Source organism: Halomonas profundus (assembly GCF_020865425.1).
Classification (GTDB): Bacteria; Pseudomonadota; Gammaproteobacteria; order Pseudomonadales; family Halomonadaceae; genus Vreelandella; species Vreelandella titanicae.
In genome coordinates this window covers 2,921,689-2,945,876 of the sequence record NZ_CP086344.1, presented here as the reverse complement: position 1 = coordinate 2,945,876, position 24,188 = coordinate 2,921,689, and the positions used below count along the sequence as shown (strand labels likewise).

Sequence of the window (24,188 nt, the reverse complement as noted above, 5' to 3'; positions counted from 1 at the left end):
CATGCACCGGATGCCAAACCCTCCGCTTCGCTGCGGCTTTGTCACCGGTGATGGTGGGCGTTGAGCCTGTAGAAAAACTCCGCTGACGGCTAAGTTTTGGTAGGATCGGGAAAACAGACGAGGAGTGGTCAGCATGCCGCGCTTCAAGGCTTATAACTACGATCAGAACGCCATGGTGGTGATCAACTACCAGGATCAGCTCCAGCCAGGCACCTTTGAACACGCGGTGCACTACCTGATCGAGCACAAGCTCGACTTATCCGTTTTCCATCCCAAGTACCGCAACGATGCGACTGGTCGGCTGGCCTACGATCCGGCCATCCTGCTTAAGATTATCCTGTTTGCTTACTCAAAAGGCATCACCTCCAGTCGTGAAATGCAGTGGTGCTGCGAGACCAATATTATTTTTAAAGCTCTTTCCTGCGATACCGTTCCCCACTTCACCACACTGGCAAGCTTCGTCAGTCGGCATGCCGATGAGATTGAAGCGCTGTTCGAACAAGTGCTGCTGGTGTGCCACGAACAAGGCTTACTGGGCAACGAACTCTTTGCCATTGACGGCTGCAAGAGGTCCTCCGATGCCTCTAAGGAGTGGTCGGGTACGTTCAAAGAATTGGGCGAGAAGCGGGAGAAACTAAGAGGACTGATTCGGCATCATTTATTGGAGCACTACGCGCGTGATGAAGCCGAAACGGAAGCCGACCTGGATCGGGACATTCGCCGAGCCAAGACGATTCTCTCGCTAGATGCCGCCATGAATAAAGTGGATCGTTTCCTAAAGATGCACAGCCCAAGGATGGGCCAGGGGAAGCGAATCAAGGAAGTGAAGAGCAATCTGACCGATAACGAAAGTGCCAAAATGACCACCAGCAAGGGCACGATCCAGGGCTATAACGGCGTAGCCACGGTGGATAAAAAGCACCAGATCGTCATTGATGCTCAGGCCTTCGGCGAAGGCCAGGAGCATCATACCCTGAAGCCAGTTCTGGAGCAGGTAGAAGCGCGTTTTAAGAAGCTGGGCATCGCCGAGAACATCTACCAGAAAGGCACCGTCGTGACCGCTGACACTGGCTTTGCCAATGAAGCTAACATGAAGTATCTGTACGAACAGCAGATCAACGGCTACATCCCCGATAACCAGTTCCGCAGCCGAGATCCGAAGTTCGCCGACCAGAAAGACAAATACGGCAAGCGCCACCAGAACCTCCCGGACAAAGGCTGGCGAGAGACGACGCCCGCCAGCGCGTTCCAGTTTGATCCTGTAAACCTAACGTGTATCTGCCCCACCGGTGAAAAGCTGTCCTATCGCGGGCAACGAGAAACAGACAATGGCAAGATCCGGGTACACTTTGAAGGGCGTTTGCTGCAATGTCGGCATTGCCCAAAGAAATACCGATGCATGCAGAACCCGAGTTCGGCCGACCATCGCAACGGCGCAGGGCGACAAGTGTCTTTTATTATCGAGAACAAACGCTTACCCAATTATACGGACTGGATGAAGCATCGGGTTGATAGCCCGAAGGGCAAAGAGATTTACAGCCATCGCATGTCAGTCGTAGAGCCTGTATTCGGTAACATTGGCACGACGAAAAGGTTGAACCGCTTCAGCCTTCGGGGTAAGAAAAAGGTGCAAAGTCAGTGGCAGCTCTACTGCTTAGTGCACAATATTGAAAAGTTGGCGAATTACGGCCACATGGCCGCGTCATGAAGGGCTTAGAGCGGAGTAAGTTGCTTTTTAAGAGCAAAAGGCCGTCTTCAACAAGCTTTAGTTGGGCGCTAAAGTGGCTAAATGCCGATATTAAGATTACTCAGCCAGATGACCGGCTGGGTAAATAAATAAGGACAACAGGCGGTGGAAACGGCTCGAAATCGGTTTTTTCTACAGCCTCGTTAGGCAATAGAACCAGGATAGGATTTCAAACTTGAGTATAGAGTTTTTAAAAAGCGACTTCGATAAGCTAAGCTATTTGGCCAATCTTCTTACATCTCGGGCTACAGGCTTATCCGCTGATCAGCGGGAGTACGAGATCCTACGTCACGATCTTTTGATCTGGCAACAGTTTTCCGGACACTTTTTTAAGCGGCTGCACGTAGCCTCGATTCATAGTCCGCTGGACTCATATAGTCGTTGCTGGAGTGCAGCCGCACCCGATTATAAAATACCTCGATATACTCGAAGATCGCCTGCCTCGCTTCCTCTCGCGTCTTAAAGTCCTCGTGATACACCAACTCGGTCTTTAGAGTATGAAAGAAGCTTTCTGACGGGGCGTTGTCCCAACAGTTACCCTTGCGGCTCATGCTGCACTTGAACTCATGCTGCTTGAGCAAGCCCTGGAAACTATCCGAGGCATACTGGCTGCCACGGTCACTGTGAACCAGCAGACCGGCTGCTGGCCGACGCTTAAAGATCGCCATGGTCAGCGCGTCGTTCACCAACGCTGCCGGCATCCGGCTATCCATGGACCATCCGACGACCGCTCGTGAGCAAAGGTCAATGAAGACGGCTAGGTACAGCCAGCCCTCCCGTGTCGGGATATAGGTGATATCACCGACATAAGCCTGATCAGGCTCTGATGCCGTGAAGTTACGATTCAGCAGGTTCGCGGCTACCGGCTTGTTATGCTTTGAATTGGTCGTCGCTTTGAACTTGCGCCGCATCTTGCACTCAAGGCCCTCTTCACCCATCAATCGACCGATTCGACGGCGGCTGACGGTTTCTCCGTCTTCAGCCAGTTGCTTTTGAATACGCCGTGTTCCATAGGTTGAGCGGCTTTTTTTATGATGTTCACGAATACTGGCCTTCAACGCCTGATCATCCCGGACTCGCTGGCTGGACGGTCTAGTTCGCCACTCGTAATAGCCACTGCGAGAGACTTCAAACACTCGGCACATCAGGGCAGTGCTGAACGTGCCCCGATGCTCCTCGATGAAGCCGTACCTCAGTTCGATTCTTTGGCGAAGAAGGCCGCCGCCTTTTTTAACAGTTCCCGCTCTTCCTTCAGCCGAGCATTCTCACGCCGGAGTTGCTTCAACTCTTCATATAGGTGCTTGTCGTCAACCGCACTACTCGAATCACTCGTCTGCTTGCCATGGAATTTATCGATCCAAGTATGCAGCGTGTTGACGTTAACGCCCAACTCGCGCGCCGACTGGGCGATCGGTTGATCGGATTCCACCGCTAGTTTGACGGCGGCTTCTTTAAACTCGGCTGTATACGAATTGCTTTTTTTCTGACTCATGGCACACACCTTGATGGGCAGATAATATTATCTGCGTCTGTGTGTCCGGGAAACTATAACCACTTCATTTTGAGCAATTCAAGTATTTCAAATCTTCTCCCTCGATGGTTAAAGCAGCATCGTAGTCTTGATACGTTCTGGGGTTTCATCAAACATAAATTTGGCACCTATGCTGAACGAAGAACATTTATATCCGAAGAGTTTACCCCAGCTCTTGATGCCCTGGAATTTGGCCTTGATGGTGAGAAGACCGCATCGCTAAATGCCCCGGCAGTGTCTTCGGCCCCACGCAATACTGTTGCGCGGAATAAGCGAAAGGTATTCATCGTACACGGGAGAGATAACGAGGCAAAGCAAGAGGTCAGTCGGTTCATTGAAAAGATTGGGTTAGAGGCCATCATTCTCCATGAGCAAGCTAGCGCGGGGAGAACAATCATTGAAAAAATTGAACACTATTCGAGCGATGCCGACTTTGCGATTGTCTTGTATACGGCATGTGACCATGGTCGTGGAGTTCATGAGTCGAATCAACACCCGAGAAATAGAGCTCGTCAAAATGTAGTCTTCGAGCATGGCTATCTCATGGCAAAGCTTGGCAGAGAAAACGTATGCTCCTTGGTCAAAGGCGATGTAGAGACGCCCAATGACATTAGTGGCGTTGTCTATGTGCCCCTGGATCAGCCTGGGGCTTGGAAAACCGAAGTCGCGAGAGAGTTGAGGGCGTGTGGGTATGCTATCAATAGCTTTTTCTAGGTGTCCAGAAGTGTCTAATAAGCGGCTGCTAGGGGCTGCATTACGCTACGCTTCATGCAGCCCAAGAGCCTGGCGTTAGTCCTCATGCTCACTGATCGCATTTTGTCATCGCCGAATCACATGGTATGGGAACTGTTTCAGGCTCTTCGACGGCTCTGTGTTCGCGTCGCGGAATCTCACGTCGCGCAGGATGACTCAGCGCTGCGGCAAGATGCTGCACTTTGCGTCATCCTCGCGGTGCAATGTGTGGAGGTTTTCTTCAATGTGTACTTTAGGGTTCTCATCACCGAGCCAGCATATGCGCACGCTGCCGAAAAGATTTCTGCCGACCTAACTAGCACTCAGTGCGGTCTCGACAGAAAGATCAAAGAGTGGCCACTTCTTGTATTCGGACAGAAGCTTCCTCTCGGTGAAGGTGCTGGGCAACAGTTCATAACGCTGAAAAATATCCGGCACAAGCTGATGCATTTCACAAGCACCCACGAAACCTTGTCCATTCCTGGCATCGCAATTCATGGCATGGCGGATACAAGCGCCTACCATTCGCTTTCTGCGAAGTCGGCGATTGAGGCACTCAATACCGCCGAGGGATTTCTATGTGAGGTGTTCAAGCTGAGAGGTATCTCATCCGAAGACTTGCCACACGCATTACTGATCTGGCAACAGTTTTCCGGACACTTTTTTAAGCGGCTGCACGTAGCCTCGATTCATAGTCCGCTGGACTCATATAGTCGTTGCTGGAGTGCAGCCGCACCCGATTATAAAATACCTCGATATACTCGAAGATCGCCTGCCTCGCTTCCTCTCGCGTCTTAAAGTCCTCGTGATACACCAACTCGGTCTTTAGAGTATGAAAGAAGCTTTCTGACGGGGCGTTGTCCCAACAGTTACCCTTGCGGCTCATGCTGCACTTGAACTCATGCTGCTTGAGCAAGCCCTGGAAACTATCCGAGGCATACTGGCTGCCACGGTCACTGTGAACCAGCAGACCGGCTGCTGGCCGACGCTTAAAGATCGCCATGGTCAGCGCGTCGTTCACCAACGCTGCCGGCATCCGGCTATCCATGGACCATCCGACGACCGCTCGTGAGCAAAGGTCAATGAAGACGGCTAGGTACAGCCAGCCCTCCCGTGTCGGGATATAGGTGATATCACCGACATAAGCCTGATCAGGCTCTGATGCCGTGAAGTTACGATTCAGCAGGTTCGCGGCTACCGGCTTGTTATGCTTTGAATTGGTCGTCGCTTTGAACTTGCGCCGCATCTTGCACTCAAGGCCCTCTTCACCCATCAATCGACCGATTCGACGGCGGCTGACGGTTTCTCCGTCTTCAGCCAGTTGCTTTTGAATACGCCGTGTTCCATAGGTTGAGCGGCTTTTTTTATGATGTTCACGAATACTGGCCTTCAACGCCTGATCATCCCGGACTCGCTGGCTGGACGGTCTAGTTCGCCACTCGTAATAGCCACTGCGAGAGACTTCAAACACTCGGCACATCAGGGCAGTGCTGAACGTGCCCCGATGCTCCTCGATGAAGCCGTACCTCAGTTCGATTCTTTGGCGAAGAAGGCCGCCGCCTTTTTTAACAGTTCCCGCTCTTCCTTCAGCCGAGCATTCTCACGCCGGAGTTGCTTCAACTCTTCATATAGGTGCTTGTCGTCAACCGCACTACTCGAATCACTCGTCTGCTTGCCATGGAATTTATCGATCCAAGTATGCAGCGTGTTGACGTTAACGCCCAACTCGCGCGCCGACTGGGCGATCGGTTGATCGGATTCCACCGCTAGTTTGACGGCGGCTTCTTTAAACTCGGCTGTATACGAATTGCTTTTTTTCTGACTCATGGCACACACCTTGATGGGCAGATAATATTATCTGCGTCTGTGTGTCCGGGAAACTATAACCACTTCATTACATTCTTGGACGGGTAGGCCTCCAATATGAGTGATAACCCTGCATTCGAGGCGACCTGCGCGAAAAGCCGCGCAGGTGCCTTAACTTCTCGTTAAATGGAAAATAAGCACTTGAATAAGCCATACCAGCGCGTTGGGTCTATATCAAACGCACACGTAGGAAGAGATTTTGAGGCAGTTGCTCTGGATGTATTTGCAGCAAAAGGTATCGATCTTCACAGTGATCTGAAGCTTCCGGTCGGTGTGGTCAAAAATAAGAAATTGCATGCTTTCGATCTGGGCTGTGAAGATCAAAAGATCATTGTCGAATGTAAGTGCCATAAGTGGACCGCTCCGAACGACAACGTTCCAAGTGCAAAGCTGACTGTGTGGAACGAAGCAATGTATTACTTCTTGGTCGCACCTCAAGGATATAGAAAGATTCTGTTTGTACTCAGAGACGTAAGCGAGAGGCGGGGAGAGACATTGGCTGAGTATTATGTCCGAACATACGGCCATCTGATACCCGCAGACGTTGAAATATGGGAGTATGACGAAGGTAGCCAAGAAGTAGTCCAGCAATCATTTAACAATTTGTTGCATCGGACAAGTCGGTTAACGCAGCGTTAGTCACCTCGGTCACGCTATGAAGCTTACGAAGCGCAATCACTACAACCCCTGCTTCTGGACTGCTCTCTGGAACGTTTCTTACTACGAGAAGGCTGTAGCAGGTCTTGCTTCTAATGAGTTGGCGCGCAAGCAGGTCCTTCACACACTCAACGCTAAATCGCTGAAGATTTATCCAGTGGCCGCCGAGCGTGTGCACTACGATAAAAACTTGGGGGTCGCCGAGATAACCAAGCAGGCAGCGGAAGACTTTGTGCAGCGCCACCACCCAGATCAGTACGAACGGTTTGCCGCCGAGAGTGCGACGGCTTCCTACCCGATTTACATCGACTTCGAGAGCGTCCTTTCAGGTATTGAGGCGACATCCGCGTACCAAACCTTGCTCAAGGTCGCAACAACTCAAACTGTCGGCAACCTGATTGAGAAGTCCTACCTCGCGTCGTTCGTAGTGATCCAAAACCTTCGCAGTCACTCGATGATGAACGCGATGATTGACTGGCACGAAGAGATTGGATGCGAGAAGTTTGAGCACCTGGTGACACTTAAATGGATGCTGAGCGATCCTCGCTTCCTCTTCCGGCTCGTTCATCCATTGGTATCGTCAAAATGGATCCTCTACACATCCGCTGAGCACTGTCTCCCGCTCTGTGATTCACCGGTACTCGTGCAACCAACGAGCGTGATGGTCGCTCTCTCGCCACGTTTGTTGCTCGAAATACGCACTGACACTCCTGCGCCAGAAGACGCGATGCCTACCTCGCAGAAGATAAGGAACGAAGGGCTGGAAGAATATCGCTTACGAACTATCGGCAACACGTTTCGAGAAGTCATTGGTGAGCCGAAGCAGCTTGAAAGGTGGGGTGCCAGTTCTGAGTTTCAGGCTCGCAGCGAGTTGATGAAAGACGTAAAGCGTTACAACACGTTGGTTCGGGCGACTGGCAATCGAGAGCTGTGGCATCTGAATGCGTACGCTAATCGTCTGTAGCAGAGACGCTTAACCCTTCTATCGAGAGGACATGCCCCGGCACACCGAGTAATGTCCCTCATGTCAACGTTAGAAACGAGTCGAACTATGAATAAACCCGAATATCTCTACCACGGTGCTCGAAAAAAGCTCGATTTGCTGAATCCGTCGCAGGGCGTTGGATATGGCATGGCGGATAACGAGTACGGCATTTATGCTGTTTCAGAGCGGGAATTGGCAATCCCTTTTGCGCTTTCATACCGAGGTCTCGGCGACGGGGCGGTTTTTTCTGTTGAAACTTCGGAACGTCCTCATCGTATTGTGCTAAAAGATACCGATGTCGATTGGGATCAGGTGGGATATGTGCACAAGGTGAGATCCGAAACCTTTGAAAAGATTGATTCAGAGCAGTGGTTATCCAGGGTTGCCGTGGAGCCAGTTGAAGTTGAGGAGATCAAGCCTGAATCCTATCGGAACTGGATCGTGTACAAGTAGTAAAGCTAGAGTCCGTGCAAAAGGTTTCTAACCAGTGCAGATTAGCCGATGCCCATTACATTTCGGCTTTATATCCACTTCGTGGGCGCACAAGTCGTTGAGCCTATAGAAAAACCACGCTGACACCTAAGTTTTGGTAGGATCGAGCAAACAGACGAGGAGCGGTCAGCATGCCGCGCTTCAAGCACTACAATCACGATCAGAACGCCATGATGAAGACCAACTACTAAGATCAGCTCCAACCCGATCCCTTTGCGCACAAGTTAGACTTACCCGTTTCCCATGCTAGGTACCGCAACGATGCGACTGCTCGGCTGTCTATGATGTAGCTATTTTATAAATTCAGGACTCTATAAATTCAAATTATTCAAGGCGACCCATCAATATTATGACGAGAAAAACACTAGGTTTGAAGGCGAAAAAAGAGATAGATGCCAAGCCCGCCGATGAATTGGAAGATCAATTCCCTAATGATCCCGAAAAACGTTTTTTAAATGGCGTCGCTATTCATCCTTCCCCACGCATTTATTTAGAGCCTGGCTCTCAAGAGCGTACTGTGCGAGCGATGGATTTGATTACGCCCATTGGGATGGGTCAACGAGGGTTGATTGTAGCGCCACCAGGCTCTGGCAAAACGACGATGTTAAAACATATCTGTCAGGCCGTGGCAGAAGCTCATCCTGACATAAAGCTATATGCTTTGCTGATTGATGAGCGCCCTGAAGAAGTGACCGATTTTAAGCGCAGTGTGTCGGCAGAAGTACATGCTTCATCTTCAGACGAGAGCTACACACACCATGTAAGTATGGCCGATAAGCTGCTTGAGACGGCGCGTAAGCAAGCGGGCGAGGGTCATAATGTGATGATTGTGATCGATTCTCTTACCAGACTCTCGCGCGTTCATAATGCCGAGCAGCGAGGCAATGGTCGCACTATGTCGGGTGGACTGGATTCTCGCGCGATGGAGATACCGCGAAAACTGTTTGGCGCCGCGAGAAAGATCGAAAACGGCGGATCGCTCACTATTCTGGCCACCGTGCTGGTAGATACGGGAAGCCGCATGGATCAGGTGATTTTCGAGGAGTTCAAGGGCACGGGCAATATGGAGCTCGTGTTATCCCGGGATGTGGCCAATCAACGGATTTTTCCGGCGATCGATATTGCTAAAAGCAGTACCCGCCGAGAGGAGCTTTTGATTGATGCAAAAGATATTGAAAAGGTAAGGACATTACGTAGAGGTTTGACAGCGCTTAAGCCAGTAGAAGGCGCGCAGAAGCTGCTTGCGTTATTGGATAAATATCCCACTAATGCCGAACTGTTAGATGCATTTTTACCGGATTCGTGAAATATCGATAATAAAGAAGCCCACCCTTTTAAAAGGTGAGCTTCTTGGGTAAGTTTTAACGATTACTTTATTTTCTGTAATTCAAGTTTGATTCAGGTACTGCTTTTCGAACCGGGAACCCTGCAATCTCTTTGCGCTCAATAATGCTTTTTAAGCGTCTTTCAATAGCGCAAAGATTTTTAAAGTCACTCATGTCGACTAAAGAGATGGCTTCACCTGAGGCGCCCGCGCGGCCGGTTCGGCCAATGCGGTGGATGTACTCTTCTGGCTTAAAGGGTAAATCATAATTCACCACACGGCTCAGTTCACCAATATCCAAACCTCGCGCGGCAACCCCCGTGGCGACCAAGTACTTTAATTCGCCGGTTTTGAACTGAGCCAGAATCTTTTCGCGCATCGCTTGGCTTCTATCGCCATGAATGGAATCCGCTGTGATGCCGCGTTTTTCCAGTTGAGCAACAAGCTTGGCTGCATTGTGTTTTTTCTCGGTAAAAATAAGCGCCTGATCCCACTTTTGTTCGTTGATCAAGTGGCTCAACAAGGCGGATTTCGTGTCTTTATCGACGGTGATTAGCCATTGTTGGACATTAGCGGCGGCGCGGATGTTGGGAGAAATGGATATTTCAGCCGCAAGATCGGTCATCTTGCTATCTGAAAAATCGTAAGCGAGGGCGCGAACGTCGTCTGTCATTGTGGCCGAAAACAGTAGGTTCTGACGGTCTTCAGGCAGGCGTTCGATGATTTTATGGATATCGTCGACAAAACCCATGTCGACCATTCTGTCCGCTTCGTCCAATACCATGACTTTAAGTTCATCAAAGTGCAGTGCACGCTGATGTGCCAAATCAAGCAGTCTGCCCGGCGTGGCGACCAGAATATCCACTCCTTTTATCAGGCGTTCTTTTTGAGCTTCGGTATCCACACCGCCATACACGGCCATCGAGGTTAGGTGTGTGTGTTTAGCGTATTGAGCCACATTGGCTTCGACCTGAACCGCTAGCTCGCGGGTCGGCACGAGGATCAGCGCACGTATGCGTTTGCCGCGTAACGTTCCCGCGTTGCTGAATCGTTCTAGCAGAGGCAGAACAAAGGCAGCGGTTTTGCCTGTACCCGTTTGTGCGGTGGCGATTAAGTCGTTACCCGAAAGAATGGCAGGAATCGCTTGTTCCTGGATGGGCGTTGGCGTTTTGTAACCTAGTTCGGTAATCGCTTGAACAAGAGGATTGGATAACCCTAGTTTTGAAAATGGCATAAGGAGCCCTGGCAGATTGTCGTAAGGTTTTACGAAAATGAAAAATGATGCAGTATAGCGTAAAAGCAGCCGTTCGTTGCTCGAGTAGTGCAATTCGTTTCATAGTGCTGAATTGCGACTTCTGTGATGAAATTAAAGGCATTCATTATATGAATTGTAAGTGATGCTTTATAATACGCTAATAATGGTCAGAATTAGCCTTAAAATCGGAGAGATAATATGGGCGATATAGGATTAATTTTTGGAATTATGGGAATGTCGATGGGCATTTTGGGGTTTGTTTTTGGCATCATTTCATTTTCTAAAGTTATTAAGCTAGAGAAGAAGTTGGCGAAAGTGGAGTCTCAGGGTGATTAAAATTAGATCGTGAGTGAGCTAAATAGAAATGCAATTAAATTCACTCATTTAGGTCGTTGCACGCTTGTTCCTCGCATCATTTATAGCAAACGTTAATCAATATGCAAATGAACCCCGTCATTCAAGAAGAAATATCCGGCTGTGGCATCGCAGCATGCGCTGCTCTTGCGGGCATTACCTATGCGCAGGCCAAAGATACAGCCAACGCCTTGGGTATTTATGCCGAGGACACAGCACTTTGGTCAGACACTGAGTATGTCCGTAAGCTATTACGTGCGTTGGGTATAACGGCTGCATCTACAGAGACACCATTCGATACTTGGGAAAGCCTGCCAGATAAGGCGCTTTTGGCGATCAAATGGCGCATGGAGCAGGGCAGACCTTTCTGGCATTGGGTGGTGTTTGCTAGAAGCGAGCGGAAAACCGTGGTGCTGGATTCCAAGAAAGCCCTGAAAACAAACACCCGTCGCGACTTTGGGCGCATCAAACCCAAGTGGTTCATTCGTATAGATTAATGCATGAGGGCTGCTCATAAGCGCTATGAGCTAGCGCTTGGTTCTTGCTGGGCTCTCGCTTTCTGCTCTGCCTGATCCAACAGGACTGGGCCGCTACCTGATTCCGCCAGCTTGTCGTCCGGGTTATAGAGCGGGCAATTGGTCATGCTTAGGCAACCACAGCCGATACAGCCTGCCAGGTTATTACGCAGCTTTTGCAGATAAGCAATCCGGCCATCGAGCATCTGCTGCCAGTTTTTTGAAAGCTGTTGCCAGTCTTCAACCGTCGGTGTCCGGTTATTGGGCAGTGATTCAAAAGCTCGCTTGATCTCTTCCAGGCTGACGCCGACTTTCTGCGCGGCTTTAATCACCGAAATTCGCCTTAGCACTTCCGGTTTATAACGGCGCTGATTGCCTGCATTACGCCAGCTATGGATCAGGCCTTGCTGCTCGTAAAAGTGCAAGGTACTGACTTTAATGCCGCAACGCTTCGCGACCTTACCAACACTCCAAATTGCCTCTGCCATCACGCGCTCCTGGATCTTTTTTGCCATTTTTTTCCAAAAACAGCTTTACCTCAAGTGAAGTTGAGGTTTTATCCTGCCATTTCACTTAATGCAAGGAGACACTTATGTACTTGGAACACGTTAATCTGGTCGTTGATGATATGGATGCCATGCTGGATTTTTACCGCGCGGTATTCCCGCATTGGCGGGTACGCGATGAAGGCCGTGGCGAGTGGTATGGCAAACCGCGTAAATGGGTGCACTTTGGTGACGACGAACATTACCTGGCGTTAAGCGATCACGGCAAAGGGGCGAATCGCGATCTGAAAGGCCACAGCGTTGGCTTGGCCCATTTTGCCTATGTGACCGATAACCTTGATGCCGTTGTGGCCAGATTGAATAACGCGGGTTATGCGATTGCCAAACCCGGGGCTGTTGAGCCGTTTCGGAAAAATGTCTATTTTGTCGATCCGGCCGGTTTTGAGGTGGAGTTTGTCGAATACCTGAGCGATATCCCGGCCGAGCGGAATTTAAACCGCGATGCTCAGCAAGCAGCAACGTAGGAGAGATAGACAATTAGCGGTGTTTGTAGTCAAGCATGCTCTTGATAAGCAGGGGTATGTAAGCAATAACGAGCCAGAAAGTCTCTTTTTTAAAACTAGAAATTTTGGATTGACAATGAAAATAGATGTCGGCTTTACACACATTGCGTTATCAGCAAGTAACTTAGATCAGAGTATTGATTTTTATCAGCGCTACGCCCACATGTCTGTCATTCATGAGCGAACAGATAAGGAAATTGACAAGCGAGTCGTTTGGTTGTCAGATAAATCACGGCCATTTGTATTAGTGTTAGTACAAAGCAGTAATCTGGTTCCTATATTAGGGCCTTTTGCCCACCTGGGTGTTGGTTGTAAAAGCAAGAGTGAAGTAGATGATTTATGTGACCAAGCTAGGCGCGAAGGAATATTGTCCCGGGAGGCGACTGATAGCGGCTATCCGGTAGGCTATTGGGCATTCATAAATGATCCTGATGGACATGTTTTAGAAATTTCGTATGGACAGGAAATCGGCTTAACGGTTGAAAGATCGGAAACTTAGGGCCACAGCAATACCGCCTCTGTTGACGAGTGCTTGTTGTTGAGCGCTCCGTTGAGCATCTTTCAAAACTATCGAGTGAGCTGTTTAAAGCCAATCAGTAAGCAGCCCGCCCAGCAAAGTGAACGCATGGTGGAGATCAGTACGCCGCTCTTATCGTGTTGCAAGTGACGCCGGAACCCCATCCCATTTCTTGAGGTAACACTTCCCACGGGATGCCTGACTTAAGAACAAACAGGATGTCGGTCAAGGCGGCACGGTTGGAAACACGTGGCCCACCACCATCATGCTTGGGTGAATCCAGTGGCAAGAGCGGCTCAACAATTCCCCACAGTTCATCAGGGCTTTTTTCTTAGCCATAATAGCTAAGCTAGGCACGTAGGTGAGCTATTTCAAGGGTTTTGCAAGGAGCTCTTATAAATCCAGGCTGTATAGCTGCCTTCCTGTGTTTAGAGATTAGCTATAAGTTTACACCGGCTGATTTTGGGAATCGTAGGGGATAATGGTTGGGTTGTGTTTAATAAACGCTTAAGCGGGGGAGGCCAGTTACCTTGTAAAAGGTAGCAGCACAATTTGAATAGATGAGACCCAAATTAAATTTCACCTTTTGCAGTGAATAAGTGGCTGTCTTGTTCTATCTTGGTAAGCAGCAGTGTACCGCTGATCCAGCTTTACTATTTCTTCAGTTACAGTTCAGAGATTCATGAGCCTATGCGGCGCCAGAACACCTTCGCTTCATGGTGTCGTCCCATACAAAAAGGGAGTGACAGATGTCTGAGATCGCTTACGCCAAAATTCACCCGGCCATTGGTATCGCCAGGGTGGGCAATTCCAAGCAAAGCGACGGTTTTTACATCGGCCCCCAGGTCACCGAGCCCCTGCCCAGGGAACCGGGGGCCTATCGGGACGCCACTGGTGCCTTGAAACGCGAGGTCGCCGAGTTCCGCATCTACGCTTACGACGGCAACGGTAGGGTAGTGCGGGAACTGACCATGGATCCTACCACCGAGATTACCTGGACGGTGGAGGTAGCTAACCATAAAGCGGCTTGGTACAACTTCGAGCTCGCGTTGGATATCCCCGAAGCTGAGACGGCAGCGCCTTCCACGCGTCGTAACGCCGAGGTGGCGTTGGATCGGCATAATCTGTCCATCACCCCAGGCGCGCGTAGCATCAATACCTGTTCCGGCGTGGCTCAGTTTAAGGGCGGCACGTTCATGGGAATAGAGGTGCCACTGGGGGAGTTACGCACCGACACTGTTGGTCGCCTGCAGGTATTCGGTGGCCATGGGCGCTCCGCTTCCTATCAGGAAAAGCCACCCACTACCTTCGCCAATAATGACGGCTGGTATGATGACACCAGTGACGGGCCCGTGACGGCCACAGTATTGGTGGATGGCCGTCCGATTACCGTGACGCCAGCCTGGGTGGTGGTGGCTCCGCCCAATTACGGCCCACAGCAGAAAGCAGTGCGTACCATGTACGCGCTGATGACGGATGTGGCTATCCAGGCTGGCCAGTTACCGGCACCCACCAGGCCTTCCTTTACCGACGACATACTGCCCATCCTCAAAGCCATGTGCGATCTACAATGGATGAATGCGGGCTTTGCCGCTGGCTTCGGCTATGGCATGCCCCAGTACTTCCTGGAGCCCCGCTACCTGTCGCAACTGGCCGAGCCGGGTGAAACCTACGCCGAACTTAGGCGCACCGTGGCCAATAGCTTCCGCAATCCCCAGGACGGCGATATCTCCATGAAGCCTTGGCCCTGGATCTATGGCGATGCCATGAATGTTCCCATGCCAAATGTGCCCGACGCTATGAACACCCTGACCACCACCCAACTGGCACTTCTGGACAAGTGGGCAGAAGGGGATTTTGAAGCGGACTACGATCCACATCGGCAATCACCTGAGAGTATCGACAAGGTTCCGTTGGAGCAGCAGCCCGCTATGCTGGACAGAGCAGCGATGGAGTTCTGCATCGCCGACGCTTTCCATCCGGGGTGTGAGATGACCTGGCCGGTACGCCATAGCACCATGTATATGGAACCCTACCGCTGGCGCCACCGCAGCCCCGAAGATCCGGAGCCGGACTATGGCACAACGCTGACGCCAGCCATGGCGAAGTCCTATAACGGCCCCCTATACGGCCAATACCCCGGCTCTATTACCCGTTGGATGGCTATTCCCTGGCAAACTGACACTGCGAGTTGCCGCTCTGGCTACGACACCGAATACGATCCCTATCTACCCACCTTCTGGCCTGCTCGGGTACCTAATCAGGTACTGAGCAAGGAGAACTATGACACGGTGATGAACGACGCGCTGCCGAGAGAAGAGCGCTTGGCTGCCTACCATCAGCGTGCCGACTGGGATCGCACCCTGGGCGCTGGCCACAATAAACAGTTGGCGAGAATGGTGACTGATTTTGATCAGATGGGGATCGTAGAGGTGCAGCCAGGGCTCAACGGGGATCCCGACTTCCCGCCGCAGATGCAGGTCGAAGATAGAGGCGGCCGTGACTTGACGCCTGAGGAGCGGCACGACACAGACAAAGGCATGCGGAAGCTGTTGATCGAACAACGACGCGGCCGCTAATGGCCGACTATCGCCCCTTCGACGTAGTGATTGTCGGTGCCGGACCTGCTGGGCTGGCGCTCGGCACTTTGCTGCGGCCGGAGCAGCGGGTGCTGGTGCTGGAGCGCCGGGCTTCCCTGGCTAGGACGCCCCCCATTGGTGAGTCCCTGCCGGGAGCAGCAGCTGTGCTGCTGCAGCGCCTTAACTTGATGGCGGCTTTTCAGGACGCGGGACACCGGGAGCGGGGCGCTGCAGTATCGGTGTGGGACGATGATAAGCCGGTCTGGCGGGATGCCATCCAGGATCCGGCCGGACCTGGGTGGTATCTAGATCGGCGGGAATTTGAGCAGATGCTGCGTCTTCGAGCCCAGGATGTCGGGGTGACGCTGGGGGAGGGCTGCAAGCAAGTGGATATCCGCCACCGTCAGGGCCAGTGGTACTTGGACACGACACTGGGATCGTTTAGGGCGCCTGTGATGATTGACGCCACGGGCCGTAGTGGGTATTTGGGGCGTCAATTGGGATTACGGCGCGATGCTGATGATCCTTTGCTGTGCCTCTACAGTTTCCTGGACCAAGCGGCCGAGAGCCAGGACGCTACTATGCGCATTCAGGCGGATGCCCGTGGCTGGTGGTATACGGTACCCCTGCCTCAAGGGCAACGGGTGTTGGCCTACCATATGGACGTCGATGATCCGCTATGCCGTCAGTTGTTGCGTCACCCCGATGCCTTTCTGGCCCGAGCCAGGGAGCATGCCCTATTGGCAGAGGTGCTGGAGGGACTGGCTCCCGCCCGTATACGCGGCCGACCGGCGGGTACTTCCCTGTTGGAAGTAGGGCAGTTGCCGAAGGCGGGGCCGGGATTTCTGGCTATCGGCGATGCCCTGCTGGCCTTCGACCCATTGGCTTCACAAGGGCTCTTTCATTCCCTGGCCTCGGCAACCAGCGCGGCCAAGGCCATCGAATCTGGCTTGCACCAATCACTCGGTGCCTACCAGCAGGAGATGCAAGCAGTCAGCCAGCGTTATCTCTGGCATCTCAAGGCCAGCTACCAGGGGCCAAGGCGGTTCAGTCAGGAGGCCTTCTGGCAGCGGAGGCAGTGAATTGAAGGCCATGGCGAGTGGTATGGTAAATCGCGTAAATGGGTGCACTTTTGGTGACGACGAACATTACTTGGCGCTAAGCGATATCCCGGCCGAGCGGAATTTAAATCAAGATGCCACTTAATAAGCAAGCAGTTCAGCACCTTCCGGGGTGCTGAACCGTAATAGATTTAGCTTTGATGCACCATGAAATATCTTTAGAATAACCTGTTAAAATTCCTGGATCTTTCAGTGGGACTTGGAAGCAAAAAGGCTTTCAGGAAGTGATGAGAGCTAATTACTCCTATGTAAGGAACGGATTGACCCTAAGTAAGACAAAGCATACCGGCCTAAATTTATGAAGCTGCCTAGCGCTGGTTCAGGTGCAACCTTATCCAGGGCTAGGCAGCTTTTCAGTACCGCCTTTGGCGCCATTGACCATCGTTAGGAACATTTAGATGATTCGTAAATACCGTGAGGCGGATATTGAACAAATTTTGGATATCTGGCTTTCAGCTTCGATTAAAGCCCACTCCTTTGTTGGTTCTGAATTTTGGCAGTCAAAAGTTAGCGATATGCGGGATATATACATCCCTGCATCAGAGACCTTTGTATTTGAGGCTGATGAGCAGATTACAGGGTTTTATTGCCTCTATGGCAATACGTTAGCAGCAGTTTTTGTGCTACCAAGCCTGCAGGGAAATGGTATAGGGTCAGCGTTGATTGAAGATGCTAAGAGCAGAAGGGCGTGTTTACAGCTAAGTGTCTATAGGCAGAACGCTTCCAGCATCAGTTTTTATCAAAAACATGGCTTCATTGCATTAAGTGAGCAGATTGACGAACAAACTGGCCATCCTGAATTCATCATGGAGCACTACTGTTAACAGCGTGTAGCTATTAGCTGCTGTTTGTAATCGATGGTGTAAAGCATTAAGGAATATTTCGGTGAACGGTGAATGTCTGTGTGGGGAAATTAAGTTCGAAATTGAAGGGGAGCTGCCGAACTTTTATCAATGTCACTGCTCTCTGTGTCGCAAAGCGACAGGATCTGCGTCAAATACGGCCACTTTTGTAAAAACGGATAGCTTCCGTTGGCATTCCGGCCAATCCAAAATCAGTACTTTTCAGAAGCCAACCGGTTACCGGAATGATTTTTGTTCGGTCTGCGGCAGTCTGGTACCCAACCAACTGAGAGACACGGGGTTGGTATGGATTCCCGCTGGTTTGCTAAATGATGTGACTGCGTCGCAAATATCTATCCATCTTCACCTTTCTTCGTCGGCTTCTTGGGCTTCAGAATCAGATGGCTGTGTTCGTTTGGATGGTGGCCCCGATAGTTTGGAATCGCTTAACCAGGCATTGCAGAAGCCAAGTCGTTGAATGCAGGTCGAATCTTTGCCATTGGTAGCTGAAATGTCCTCCAATGCCTCTAAGGAGTGGTCTGATGGCGCGAGCAGCTAGGACGACCACTCAAATACCAACACCCCAGCACAAAAACCGTAAAATGATCGACCGTAGAGCCATCCCCAAAGGGTATAATGTCACTGTTAACGGTGGGTTGGCTTCGTTACATGCGTTAATTTTCAGCAGGTTTGTTTACTTGTTACTATTTTTAAATAGAGAAAAGGTAGTCGTTCATGATTAACACCAAAATATACAAGGCGGTTTACGAACTCGCTGAAAAGCTCATGAAGGCTGCCGATAAAGAGGATAGAGAGGCTTTTGATGCGCTCTATGCGGAGCTGGAAGCTATTTGCACCGAGAATGAGAGCACCGATAAAGATCATCCAGAGCAGTGGGAAACATTGGCTGACTTCACCGAAGAGCTGGATGAGGCGCTGGCAGTCTACGAAAAAGCCTTTGAAAAGGCCGTCGCCATTAACTCGAAGGATCACATGTCATCTATCGCGTTCTCCATGGCGAAGTTGCAAGTCGAACTGGGCCAAACCGACGCGGCTATCAGTAATCTTAAAAATGCCCAAGCCACCGCCAATAAAATTGAAGATGGCGAGCTTAAAGACGAAATTGACGAGCTGCTTGGGAAACTGACCACAGGTTAGTTTCTTTGAGCTGCTGGTTTTAATCATGTAGATGCACATAAAGCCTGATTGTGCTGGGTTTGCCTAAGACTAGGGACACTATTTTGACCAATAACGATATTTTTCGCCGCATACGTTACACCTTTGATTTAAAAGACAGCACCATCGTGGATATCTTCGCCTTGGCAGAGGTCAGCGTGGCTCAAGAGCAGGTAACGGCTTGGCTGAAAAAGGATGACGACGACGCCTTTGTCACCATGAAGAATAAGGAACTGGCGGCGTTTTTGAATGGGTTAATCAGCTTCAAGCGTGGTAAGCGCGAAGGGCCACAGCCCGTGCCAGAGTCGCAGTTGAACAACAATATGGTGTTTCAGAAGCTGCGCATTGCGCTGAATTTAAAGGCTGATGATATTTTGGCTGCTTTTGAACTGGCTGGCTTCAATCTAAGTAACCATGAATTAAGCGCGTTTTTCCGCAAGCCCAGCCATAAGAATTATCGAGAGTGTAAAGATCAGGTGCTGCGAAATTTCTTACTCGGCATCCAGCTTCAGTTGCGGCCAAACCAGGAGGCTCCAAGCTCTGAGTCCTGAGCTTCATGGCCTGAATTCATATAATACTGCAGCACTTTGTATCATAAGGTATAGGCCAGCTGCGTAAGCGAGCCACCAAACCCATCTACTCAAGCTAATTACGCCTCTTCACACTAATGATCTCTTGTTGGTTTTGGAGATCACCATGACCTGTGAACTCAACCCTACCCGCGCCTTTTGGCTGGGTCATCTTTACTGTGCCTCAGCGCAGAACATGCCGTTAAGTGACTACGCCGCTTCCCAGGCGTTAAGCCTCGCTGACCTGCTGGCATGGGAGAGGCGGCTAAGTGTACAAGGGGTGCCGGTACCACCGCGTTGTCGTCCCGCGCGGTTTGTGACAGTGGAGGTGGCGACATGATCCGCCCGAGTGCTGACCTGAAGGTGTACTTATGCCGCGAACCCGTGGATATGCGTAAGCAAATCGATGGATTGGCCTTGCTGGTTCAAGAAGCCATGGCGCTAAATCCGTTCGATAAGGCGCTGTTTGTGTTCGGTAACCGTCAACGCGACAAGGTGAAGTTACTGTTCTGGGAACGTAACGGCTTTGTGGTGTGGTACAAGCGTCTGGAGCGCGAGCGATTTAAGTGGCCAACCCACCTGGAAGGCGACACCGTCACGTTAACTGGCCAGGAACTTAACTGGCTGCTGGATGGCGTTAACTTAAAGGCCATGCAGCCCCACAAAGCGTTGGACTTTCAGCAGGTTGGTTAACTTTCTTACTCCTATTCTGTCGGCGTTTTTGGTAAAATAGGCGGCATGAAAAACGCTGCTGCTTCCTCAAATGCCGTCTCTCAACTGCAACGCCAAGTACAGGCGCAGCAGGAAGAGATCGCGCAGCTTCACCGCCTGATGGAGAAAAAGGAAGCCCAGTGGGCAGCCACCAAACAATCACTGTATGAGCAGTTCCGGCTGGCCCTGGAGCGCACGTTCGGCCCCTCCACCGAGAAGTACCGCGTCGATCAGCGCGACCTACTGATCAATGAAGCCGAAGTGGCGGTTGACGAAGAAGACGGCGATACAGGCACAGCAGGCAATGATGAAGCTGAATCCGCTGCACCGCCGAAACGCAGTAAACGGGGTGGCCGGGTCGCATTGCCCCCTGAACTCCCACGGGTTGAGGTGGTGCATGAACTACCTGAAGAGGCCCGCCACTGCCAGGACGATGGCACCGCACTCACGATGATCGGCGAAGAGGTCAGCGAAGAACTTCACGTGGTACCCGCCCGGGTCGAGGTGATCCGTCATGTGCGACGCAAGTATGCGTGCCGAACCTGCGAAGACGGCGTCAAGATCGCCCCGGCACCCGCCAAGTTACTGCCTAAAAGCAATGCCAGCGCCACGCTGCTGGCCTATGTCGCCACCGCCAAGTACCAAGATGCCTTGCCACTGTATCGGCAGAGCCAGATTTTTGCCCGCCATGGCGCGGCGATTCCCCGCAACACCTTGGCCCGCTGGATGGTGCAAGCAGGCGAGCGTGTCGCTCCGCTGATCGATACATTACGCAGGCACCTGCTCAGCGCCCCCTTGGTTCACATGGATGAAACAACGCTCCAGGTCAATCAAGAAGCCGACCGTAAAGCCAGCGCCCCCTCGTACATGTGGGTACAACGCGGCGGGCCGCCGGGCCAACAGGTGGTCTTGTTCGATTATGATGCCAGCCGCGCCGGACGAGTGCCCGTGCGCTTGCTGGGCGACTATGCGGGTTGTTTGGTCACCGATGGCTATGAAGGCTACGCTGAGGTGGTGCGCCGCAATGGGATCACCCATGTGGGCTGTTGGGCGCATGCACGGCGTAAGTTCGTCGAGGCGCAAAAAGTGCAGCCTAAAGGTAAAACCGGCAAGGCAGACTGGGCGCTGAACCAGATCCGTAAGCTGTACGGCGTGGAAAAACAGGCGAAGGGCCTTGAGCCCGAAGCGCGTCATGCACTGCGTGAGCAGAAGAGCCGACTATTAATCGATCAACTGCGCACCTGGCTCGATAAGTCACTGGCCCAGGTACTGCCCAAAAGTGCTCTGGGGAAAGCCCTGCACTACCTGAACAACCAGTGGCCACGCCTGACTCGGTTCCTGGACGATGGCGTGATACCGTTGGATAACAATCTGGCCGAGAACGCCATCCGTCCGTTCGTGGTGGGGCGTAAAAACTGGCTGTTCAGTCACACACCGAGCGGCGCTCAGGCCAGTGCGGCGATCTACAGCCTGATCGAAACCGCCAAAGCCAATGGCCTCTCGCCCTACGACTACTTACAGCACGTCTTTGAGACGCTACCCTCTCTCAACGACGATGACCTCAACACGCTACTGCCCTGGCAGTGGAAAGAGACCTTACCGGTCTAGGCAATGACTGCCTAGATGGGGTTATTGGAGCGCTTACCCAGCTGCGGCTTCGATGTGACGTTTTAACAGCTGTCGAACCGAGCGGTTATTGGCGGTCTAACAGGAGAGTGTAATGTCTATAGATCCAATGGCGGTATGGGCGAATATGACATTGAAAATCTGGCCTGAACGCTACTGGATGCTCGATCTTAGTGACACGTCCGCTCAAGATGTGGCTAACGTGTTCGTGGCAAGCGATGCTCGGTACAGCTGTTTAATTCGCGATCAGGCAGGTGTATCCGCGATAGTCGACGAGGCAGCCGTTGAACGCTTAAAAACTGAGGTCTCTATAAGAGATAGCTTCGGCCCGTTTCAAGTTATATCAACGGATGGCGAGCTTCCCTTCGATGTGATTGGTTTTCTCGGCCCTGTTCTGCGAGTGTTAAATGAACACGGCATTAAAGCTGGCCCGCAGTGTGGTGCCGTATTCGATCACTTGTTTATTTACGAGCGGGATATCGAGCGAGCGAATGCTCTTTTAGAGGATTTCATTAGCCAGGCTAGGGCGTGTCAATAAGTTGCTTTGATATGTCGCTCAACGGGGCGTTTGATGGCTATTAGCTTGGCCGAAGGCATGAAACAGTGATCAGGCTACCCGATTTCGCTACCCACTATTATTTGCGAGAGACAGGCCCGTTTCGGAGTCTCTCAGAGCTTCCTGCTGGCTCGGAAGATCCTGTATTTCAAGATATCCTAACTCGTCATCAGCGTGATCCCGGTTACCGGCGGCGCTACGGTAGGAATTACATAGGAGTCCGACGTGAGGTGGAGGCTCGGCTGCGTGAGCTCTTCGTTGCGCGTGGAGGTAAACCGCGCCGCGATCATCCCTTCTATCTAGTGCTTGGAGAATCCCCTTGGTTTCGTGACCTGAACGCAAACCAAGGTGAGCTTAGAATCCCTCTCTCTGAGCTCGATCCCGAAGTAACGTCTTTAACTTACCCGGATAGCTTTATTGCGCTAACCCGAGACGACAAGCCTTACTACAATCAAGTGTTTCTGCTTAATGAGGTGAGTAGGCTCGTTACACGCTTCGGAATCCCTGCCAATGATCACGAGATTCCTTACGAGCGCTATTGGGAAACAGATTTTGAGCTCTATATCGAGGTGCAGCTTTGGGACACTCCACCCAACTTCAAAGCCTAGAAAACAATTAATTCAATTTTTAGGGAATGAAGGCAGCAAAATTGCGCTATATAAGCATCGGTGAAGGTAGGCTTTAGCGTTAGGCTTTGTACGAAAACTGCCTGTGCTCGGCCATGCTGCGTTAAAAAACGGCTCAAAATGCTCATTTACACTTCGTAAACTCCGCTTTTTCGCCGTTTTTTGCCTTGCCTGACCTTCGCTCGCCGACTTTTCGTACAAAGTCTAGTGCCTTTCTCGAAATGGGAAGCAGTGGTGCCTTCGTGTCGCATTTTATCCTGAAGATGAAGGACGGATTCTAATTCTCTTTGTCATGAATTAGGAGAGTCAGCCTCGTGCATACATGCATGAGAGCAGCTAACCTGGCATTTCACTCGGTCATCAATAACCGCTAACGACCATTTGCTTGCAATATGTTTGACTGCGCAATCATTTGAGTATATATTTGTGGGATCAACCATCGCGCAAGAGTAATGACTATGTCGGAAAATATAGAGGCAGGATTGGTGTTAAGTGTCATCAACCTGCAAAGTAAAATCCAAAAACGGATTGGCAGTGCGCTTTCCGCGCATGGTATTGGCCTGTCCGATTATCTGGTTCTCAATCAGCTATACACCGCACCCAATCAAAAAGTACGCCGTAGCGATCTTGCTGAACAGGTTGGGTTGAGCCCATCAGGGGTTACTCGCCTTTTAAATCCTATGGAGAAAATAGGGCTGGTTAAGAAGCAGGAAAACCCTCGTGATGCCAGAGTCAGCCTGGTGGCACTTACCACTGCTGGGACAAAAATTTATGAAGATGCGCAAGTTTCGTTTAAACACGCTTCTGCCGCATTGCTCGAACCACTTGATAAGAAAGAGTTGGATGAGTTTTATAAACTGTTAAAGGCAGTGTTGTAGTTTTGCTTGCCCACTGGGCATTGACTCTTGATAGACCAGCCAGCAGATTTCAAGGGTTTGCAGCGAACAAGCCACTGAAAATTGGATCAGCTCGGTATCGAGTCATCCCAGTTCATTGAAGGCGCTTATGTCGACTTGCTCGAGGAACAGGGGAGCTAACCATTGATTCTATAGGCTCTAACCAAGGAGCCACGAAGGTTGTCGAGTTCATACGTTAGGGTAATCAGCTATGGAAATCGAAGCGGATCTGATAGAAAAGGAGAGAGCCTTGCTTAGCTTCGAGGTGCGCAGGTCACCGGCGAAGCTGTGGTCTTTACTATCCTCGGATTTCCTGGAGATCGGCGCATCAGGCGATTTTGTCGGGTTAGATAGATAGTGTCCTTGATTGTTTGCCGCAGGAATCCGCATGGTCGGCTATATCTCAGGACTTTGAGCACCGGAGATTGAGCTCTGATCTTAT

26 protein-coding genes and 1 pseudogene are annotated in these 24,188 nt (G+C 51.2%); 22 read left to right on the top strand and 5 right to left on the bottom strand.

The annotated features are described in order from the left end of the window. Nucleotides 1–133: 133 nt before the first annotated feature. Entirely contained in the window at nucleotides 134–1,708 is a 1,575-nt protein-coding gene (locus LMS44_RS13435) for a transposase (protein ID WP_498945365.1), read from the top strand. A 368-nt stretch (nucleotides 1,709–2,076) separates the two neighbouring features. Here LMS44_RS13435 and LMS44_RS13430 read toward each other — a convergent pair. Continuing rightward, nucleotides 2,077–3,239 (bottom strand): IS3 family transposase gene (locus tag LMS44_RS13430; protein WP_174788252.1). Its coding sequence is split into 2 segments (ribosomal slippage): nucleotides 2,077–2,966 and nucleotides 2,966–3,239, totalling 1,164 coding nucleotides; the frame shifts between segments, so codons are not numbered across the junction. Nucleotides 3,240–3,308: 69 nt separating this feature from the next. On the opposite strand from LMS44_RS13430, the gene LMS44_RS13425 reads away from it, so the two are divergent. Further along, complete coding sequence (locus tag LMS44_RS13425; protein ID WP_498945363.1) at nucleotides 3,309–3,992, top strand: TIR domain-containing protein; 684 nt, start codon at nucleotides 3,309–3,311, stop codon at nucleotides 3,990–3,992. 682 nt (nucleotides 3,993–4,674) lie between these two features. Here the strand turns inward: LMS44_RS13425 and LMS44_RS13420 are convergent. Beyond that, nucleotides 4,675–5,837, bottom strand: a protein-coding gene (locus LMS44_RS13420) for an IS3 family transposase (RefSeq protein WP_174788252.1) whose coding sequence is annotated in 2 segments (ribosomal slippage) — nucleotides 4,675–5,564 and nucleotides 5,564–5,837 — 1,164 coding nt in all. Because the reading frame shifts where the segments join, the coding sequence is not laid out codon by codon here. A 180-nt stretch (nucleotides 5,838–6,017) separates the two neighbouring features. Here LMS44_RS13420 and LMS44_RS13415 point away from each other — a divergent pair. The 4 genes from LMS44_RS13415 (at nucleotide 6,018) to rho (ending at nucleotide 9,316) form a co-directional block, all read left to right on the top strand. Continuing rightward, nucleotides 6,018–6,515, top strand: a complete 498-nt coding sequence (locus tag LMS44_RS13415; protein WP_476488261.1) for a hypothetical protein — start codon at nucleotides 6,018–6,020, stop codon at nucleotides 6,513–6,515. A 16-nt stretch (nucleotides 6,516–6,531) separates the two neighbouring features. Next, nucleotides 6,532–7,497, top strand: a complete 966-nt coding sequence (locus tag LMS44_RS13410; RefSeq protein WP_498945360.1) for a hypothetical protein — start codon at nucleotides 6,532–6,534, stop codon at nucleotides 7,495–7,497. An 87-nt stretch (nucleotides 7,498–7,584) separates the two neighbouring features. Then, a complete protein-coding gene (locus LMS44_RS13405; protein WP_476488259.1) occupies nucleotides 7,585–7,971 on the top strand; it encodes a hypothetical protein in 387 nt (128 codons plus the stop codon). Nucleotides 7,972–8,359: 388 nt separating this feature from the next. After that, nucleotides 8,360–9,316 (top strand): transcription termination factor Rho, encoded by a 957-nt coding sequence (gene rho, locus LMS44_RS13400; protein WP_476488258.1) that lies wholly within the window; start codon nucleotides 8,360–8,362, stop codon nucleotides 9,314–9,316. A 67-nt stretch (nucleotides 9,317–9,383) separates the two neighbouring features. On the opposite strand, the gene LMS44_RS13395 is transcribed toward rho, so the two are convergent. Next, nucleotides 9,384–10,568, bottom strand: a complete 1,185-nt coding sequence (locus tag LMS44_RS13395) for a DEAD/DEAH box helicase (protein WP_476488257.1) — start codon at nucleotides 10,566–10,568, stop codon at nucleotides 9,384–9,386. Between the two features lie 219 nt (nucleotides 10,569–10,787). Between LMS44_RS13395 and LMS44_RS13390 the strand changes: the two genes are divergently transcribed. Further along, a complete protein-coding gene (locus LMS44_RS13390) occupies nucleotides 10,788–10,925 on the top strand; it encodes a hypothetical protein (RefSeq protein WP_476488256.1) in 138 nt (45 codons plus the stop codon). A 107-nt stretch (nucleotides 10,926–11,032) separates the two neighbouring features. Beyond that, nucleotides 11,033–11,440 (top strand): hypothetical protein, encoded by a 408-nt coding sequence (locus tag LMS44_RS13385; RefSeq protein WP_476489430.1) that lies wholly within the window; start codon nucleotides 11,033–11,035, stop codon nucleotides 11,438–11,440. A gap of 23 nt (nucleotides 11,441–11,463) precedes the next feature. Here the strand turns inward: LMS44_RS13385 and soxR are convergent, their stop codons facing one another. Then, nucleotides 11,464–11,946, bottom strand: coding sequence for a redox-sensitive transcriptional activator SoxR (gene soxR, locus LMS44_RS13380; protein WP_476488255.1), 483 nt, complete (start codon nucleotides 11,944–11,946; stop codon nucleotides 11,464–11,466). 104 nt (nucleotides 11,947–12,050) lie between these two features. On the opposite strand from soxR, the gene LMS44_RS13375 reads away from it, so the two are divergent. Then, nucleotides 12,051–12,488, top strand: coding sequence for a VOC family protein (locus LMS44_RS13375; protein WP_476488254.1), 438 nt, complete (start codon nucleotides 12,051–12,053; stop codon nucleotides 12,486–12,488). Further along, entirely contained in the window at nucleotides 12,466–13,026 is a 561-nt protein-coding gene (locus tag LMS44_RS13370) for a VOC family protein (protein ID WP_476488253.1), read from the top strand. The genes LMS44_RS13375 and LMS44_RS13370 overlap by 23 nt, the downstream gene beginning before the upstream one ends. Nucleotides 13,027–13,186: 160 nt before the next feature. Here LMS44_RS13370 and LMS44_RS13365 read toward each other — a convergent pair. Beyond that, a pseudogene (locus tag LMS44_RS13365) lies at nucleotides 13,187–13,357 on the bottom strand (transposase); the annotation flags it as partial. Nucleotides 13,358–13,793: 436 nt separating this feature from the next. On the opposite strand from LMS44_RS13365, the gene LMS44_RS13360 reads away from it, so the two are divergent. The 12 genes from LMS44_RS13360 (at nucleotide 13,794) to LMS44_RS13305 (ending at nucleotide 23,728) form a co-directional block, all read left to right on the top strand. After that, on the top strand, nucleotides 13,794–15,623 hold the full coding sequence (locus LMS44_RS13360) for a LodA/GoxA family CTQ-dependent oxidase (RefSeq protein ID WP_476488252.1): 1,830 nt from the start codon (nucleotides 13,794–13,796) through the stop codon (nucleotides 15,621–15,623). Next, entirely contained in the window at nucleotides 15,623–16,705 is a 1,083-nt protein-coding gene (locus LMS44_RS13355) for an NAD(P)/FAD-dependent oxidoreductase (protein WP_476488251.1), read from the top strand. Before LMS44_RS13360 ends, LMS44_RS13355 begins: the two co-directional genes overlap by 1 nt. Before the next feature lie 437 nt (nucleotides 16,706–17,142). Continuing rightward, nucleotides 17,143–17,568 carry an N-acetyltransferase gene (locus LMS44_RS13350; RefSeq protein WP_035579975.1) on the top strand — a complete coding sequence of 142 codons (426 nt, stop codon included), beginning with the start codon at nucleotides 17,143–17,145 and terminating at the stop codon, nucleotides 17,566–17,568. Nucleotides 17,569–17,629: 61 nt separating this feature from the next. Further along, nucleotides 17,630–18,064: a GFA family protein gene (locus LMS44_RS13345; protein ID WP_498945355.1), complete on the top strand. Its 435-nt coding sequence runs from the start codon at nucleotides 17,630–17,632 to the stop codon at nucleotides 18,062–18,064. A gap of 257 nt (nucleotides 18,065–18,321) precedes the next feature. Then, nucleotides 18,322–18,744 (top strand): tetratricopeptide repeat protein, encoded by a 423-nt coding sequence (locus tag LMS44_RS13340; protein ID WP_278371213.1) that lies wholly within the window; start codon nucleotides 18,322–18,324, stop codon nucleotides 18,742–18,744. 83 nt (nucleotides 18,745–18,827) lie between these two features. Beyond that, entirely contained in the window at nucleotides 18,828–19,313 is a 486-nt protein-coding gene (locus LMS44_RS13335; protein WP_053857040.1) for a YehS family protein, read from the top strand. 145 nt (nucleotides 19,314–19,458) lie between these two features. Beyond that, complete coding sequence (locus LMS44_RS13330) at nucleotides 19,459–19,671, top strand: hypothetical protein (protein ID WP_138799460.1); 213 nt, start codon at nucleotides 19,459–19,461, stop codon at nucleotides 19,669–19,671. Continuing rightward, on the top strand, nucleotides 19,668–20,024 hold the full coding sequence (tnpB, locus tag LMS44_RS13325) for an IS66 family insertion sequence element accessory protein TnpB (protein WP_138799459.1): 357 nt from the start codon (nucleotides 19,668–19,670) through the stop codon (nucleotides 20,022–20,024). Before LMS44_RS13330 ends, tnpB begins: the two co-directional genes overlap by 4 nt. 45 nt (nucleotides 20,025–20,069) lie before the next feature. Further along, nucleotides 20,070–21,650, top strand: a complete 1,581-nt coding sequence (tnpC, locus tag LMS44_RS13320) for an IS66 family transposase (RefSeq protein ID WP_180092307.1) — start codon at nucleotides 20,070–20,072, stop codon at nucleotides 21,648–21,650. A 112-nt stretch (nucleotides 21,651–21,762) separates the two neighbouring features. Continuing rightward, nucleotides 21,763–22,206, top strand: a complete 444-nt coding sequence (locus LMS44_RS13315) for a hypothetical protein (RefSeq protein WP_022523100.1) — start codon at nucleotides 21,763–21,765, stop codon at nucleotides 22,204–22,206. Between the two features lie 65 nt (nucleotides 22,207–22,271). Beyond that, complete coding sequence (locus tag LMS44_RS13310) at nucleotides 22,272–22,832, top strand: hypothetical protein (protein WP_022523101.1); 561 nt, start codon at nucleotides 22,272–22,274, stop codon at nucleotides 22,830–22,832. A gap of 476 nt (nucleotides 22,833–23,308) precedes the next feature. Next, on the top strand, nucleotides 23,309–23,728 hold the full coding sequence (locus LMS44_RS13305; protein ID WP_022523102.1) for a MarR family winged helix-turn-helix transcriptional regulator: 420 nt from the start codon (nucleotides 23,309–23,311) through the stop codon (nucleotides 23,726–23,728). Nucleotides 23,729–24,188: the final 460 nt, after the last annotated feature.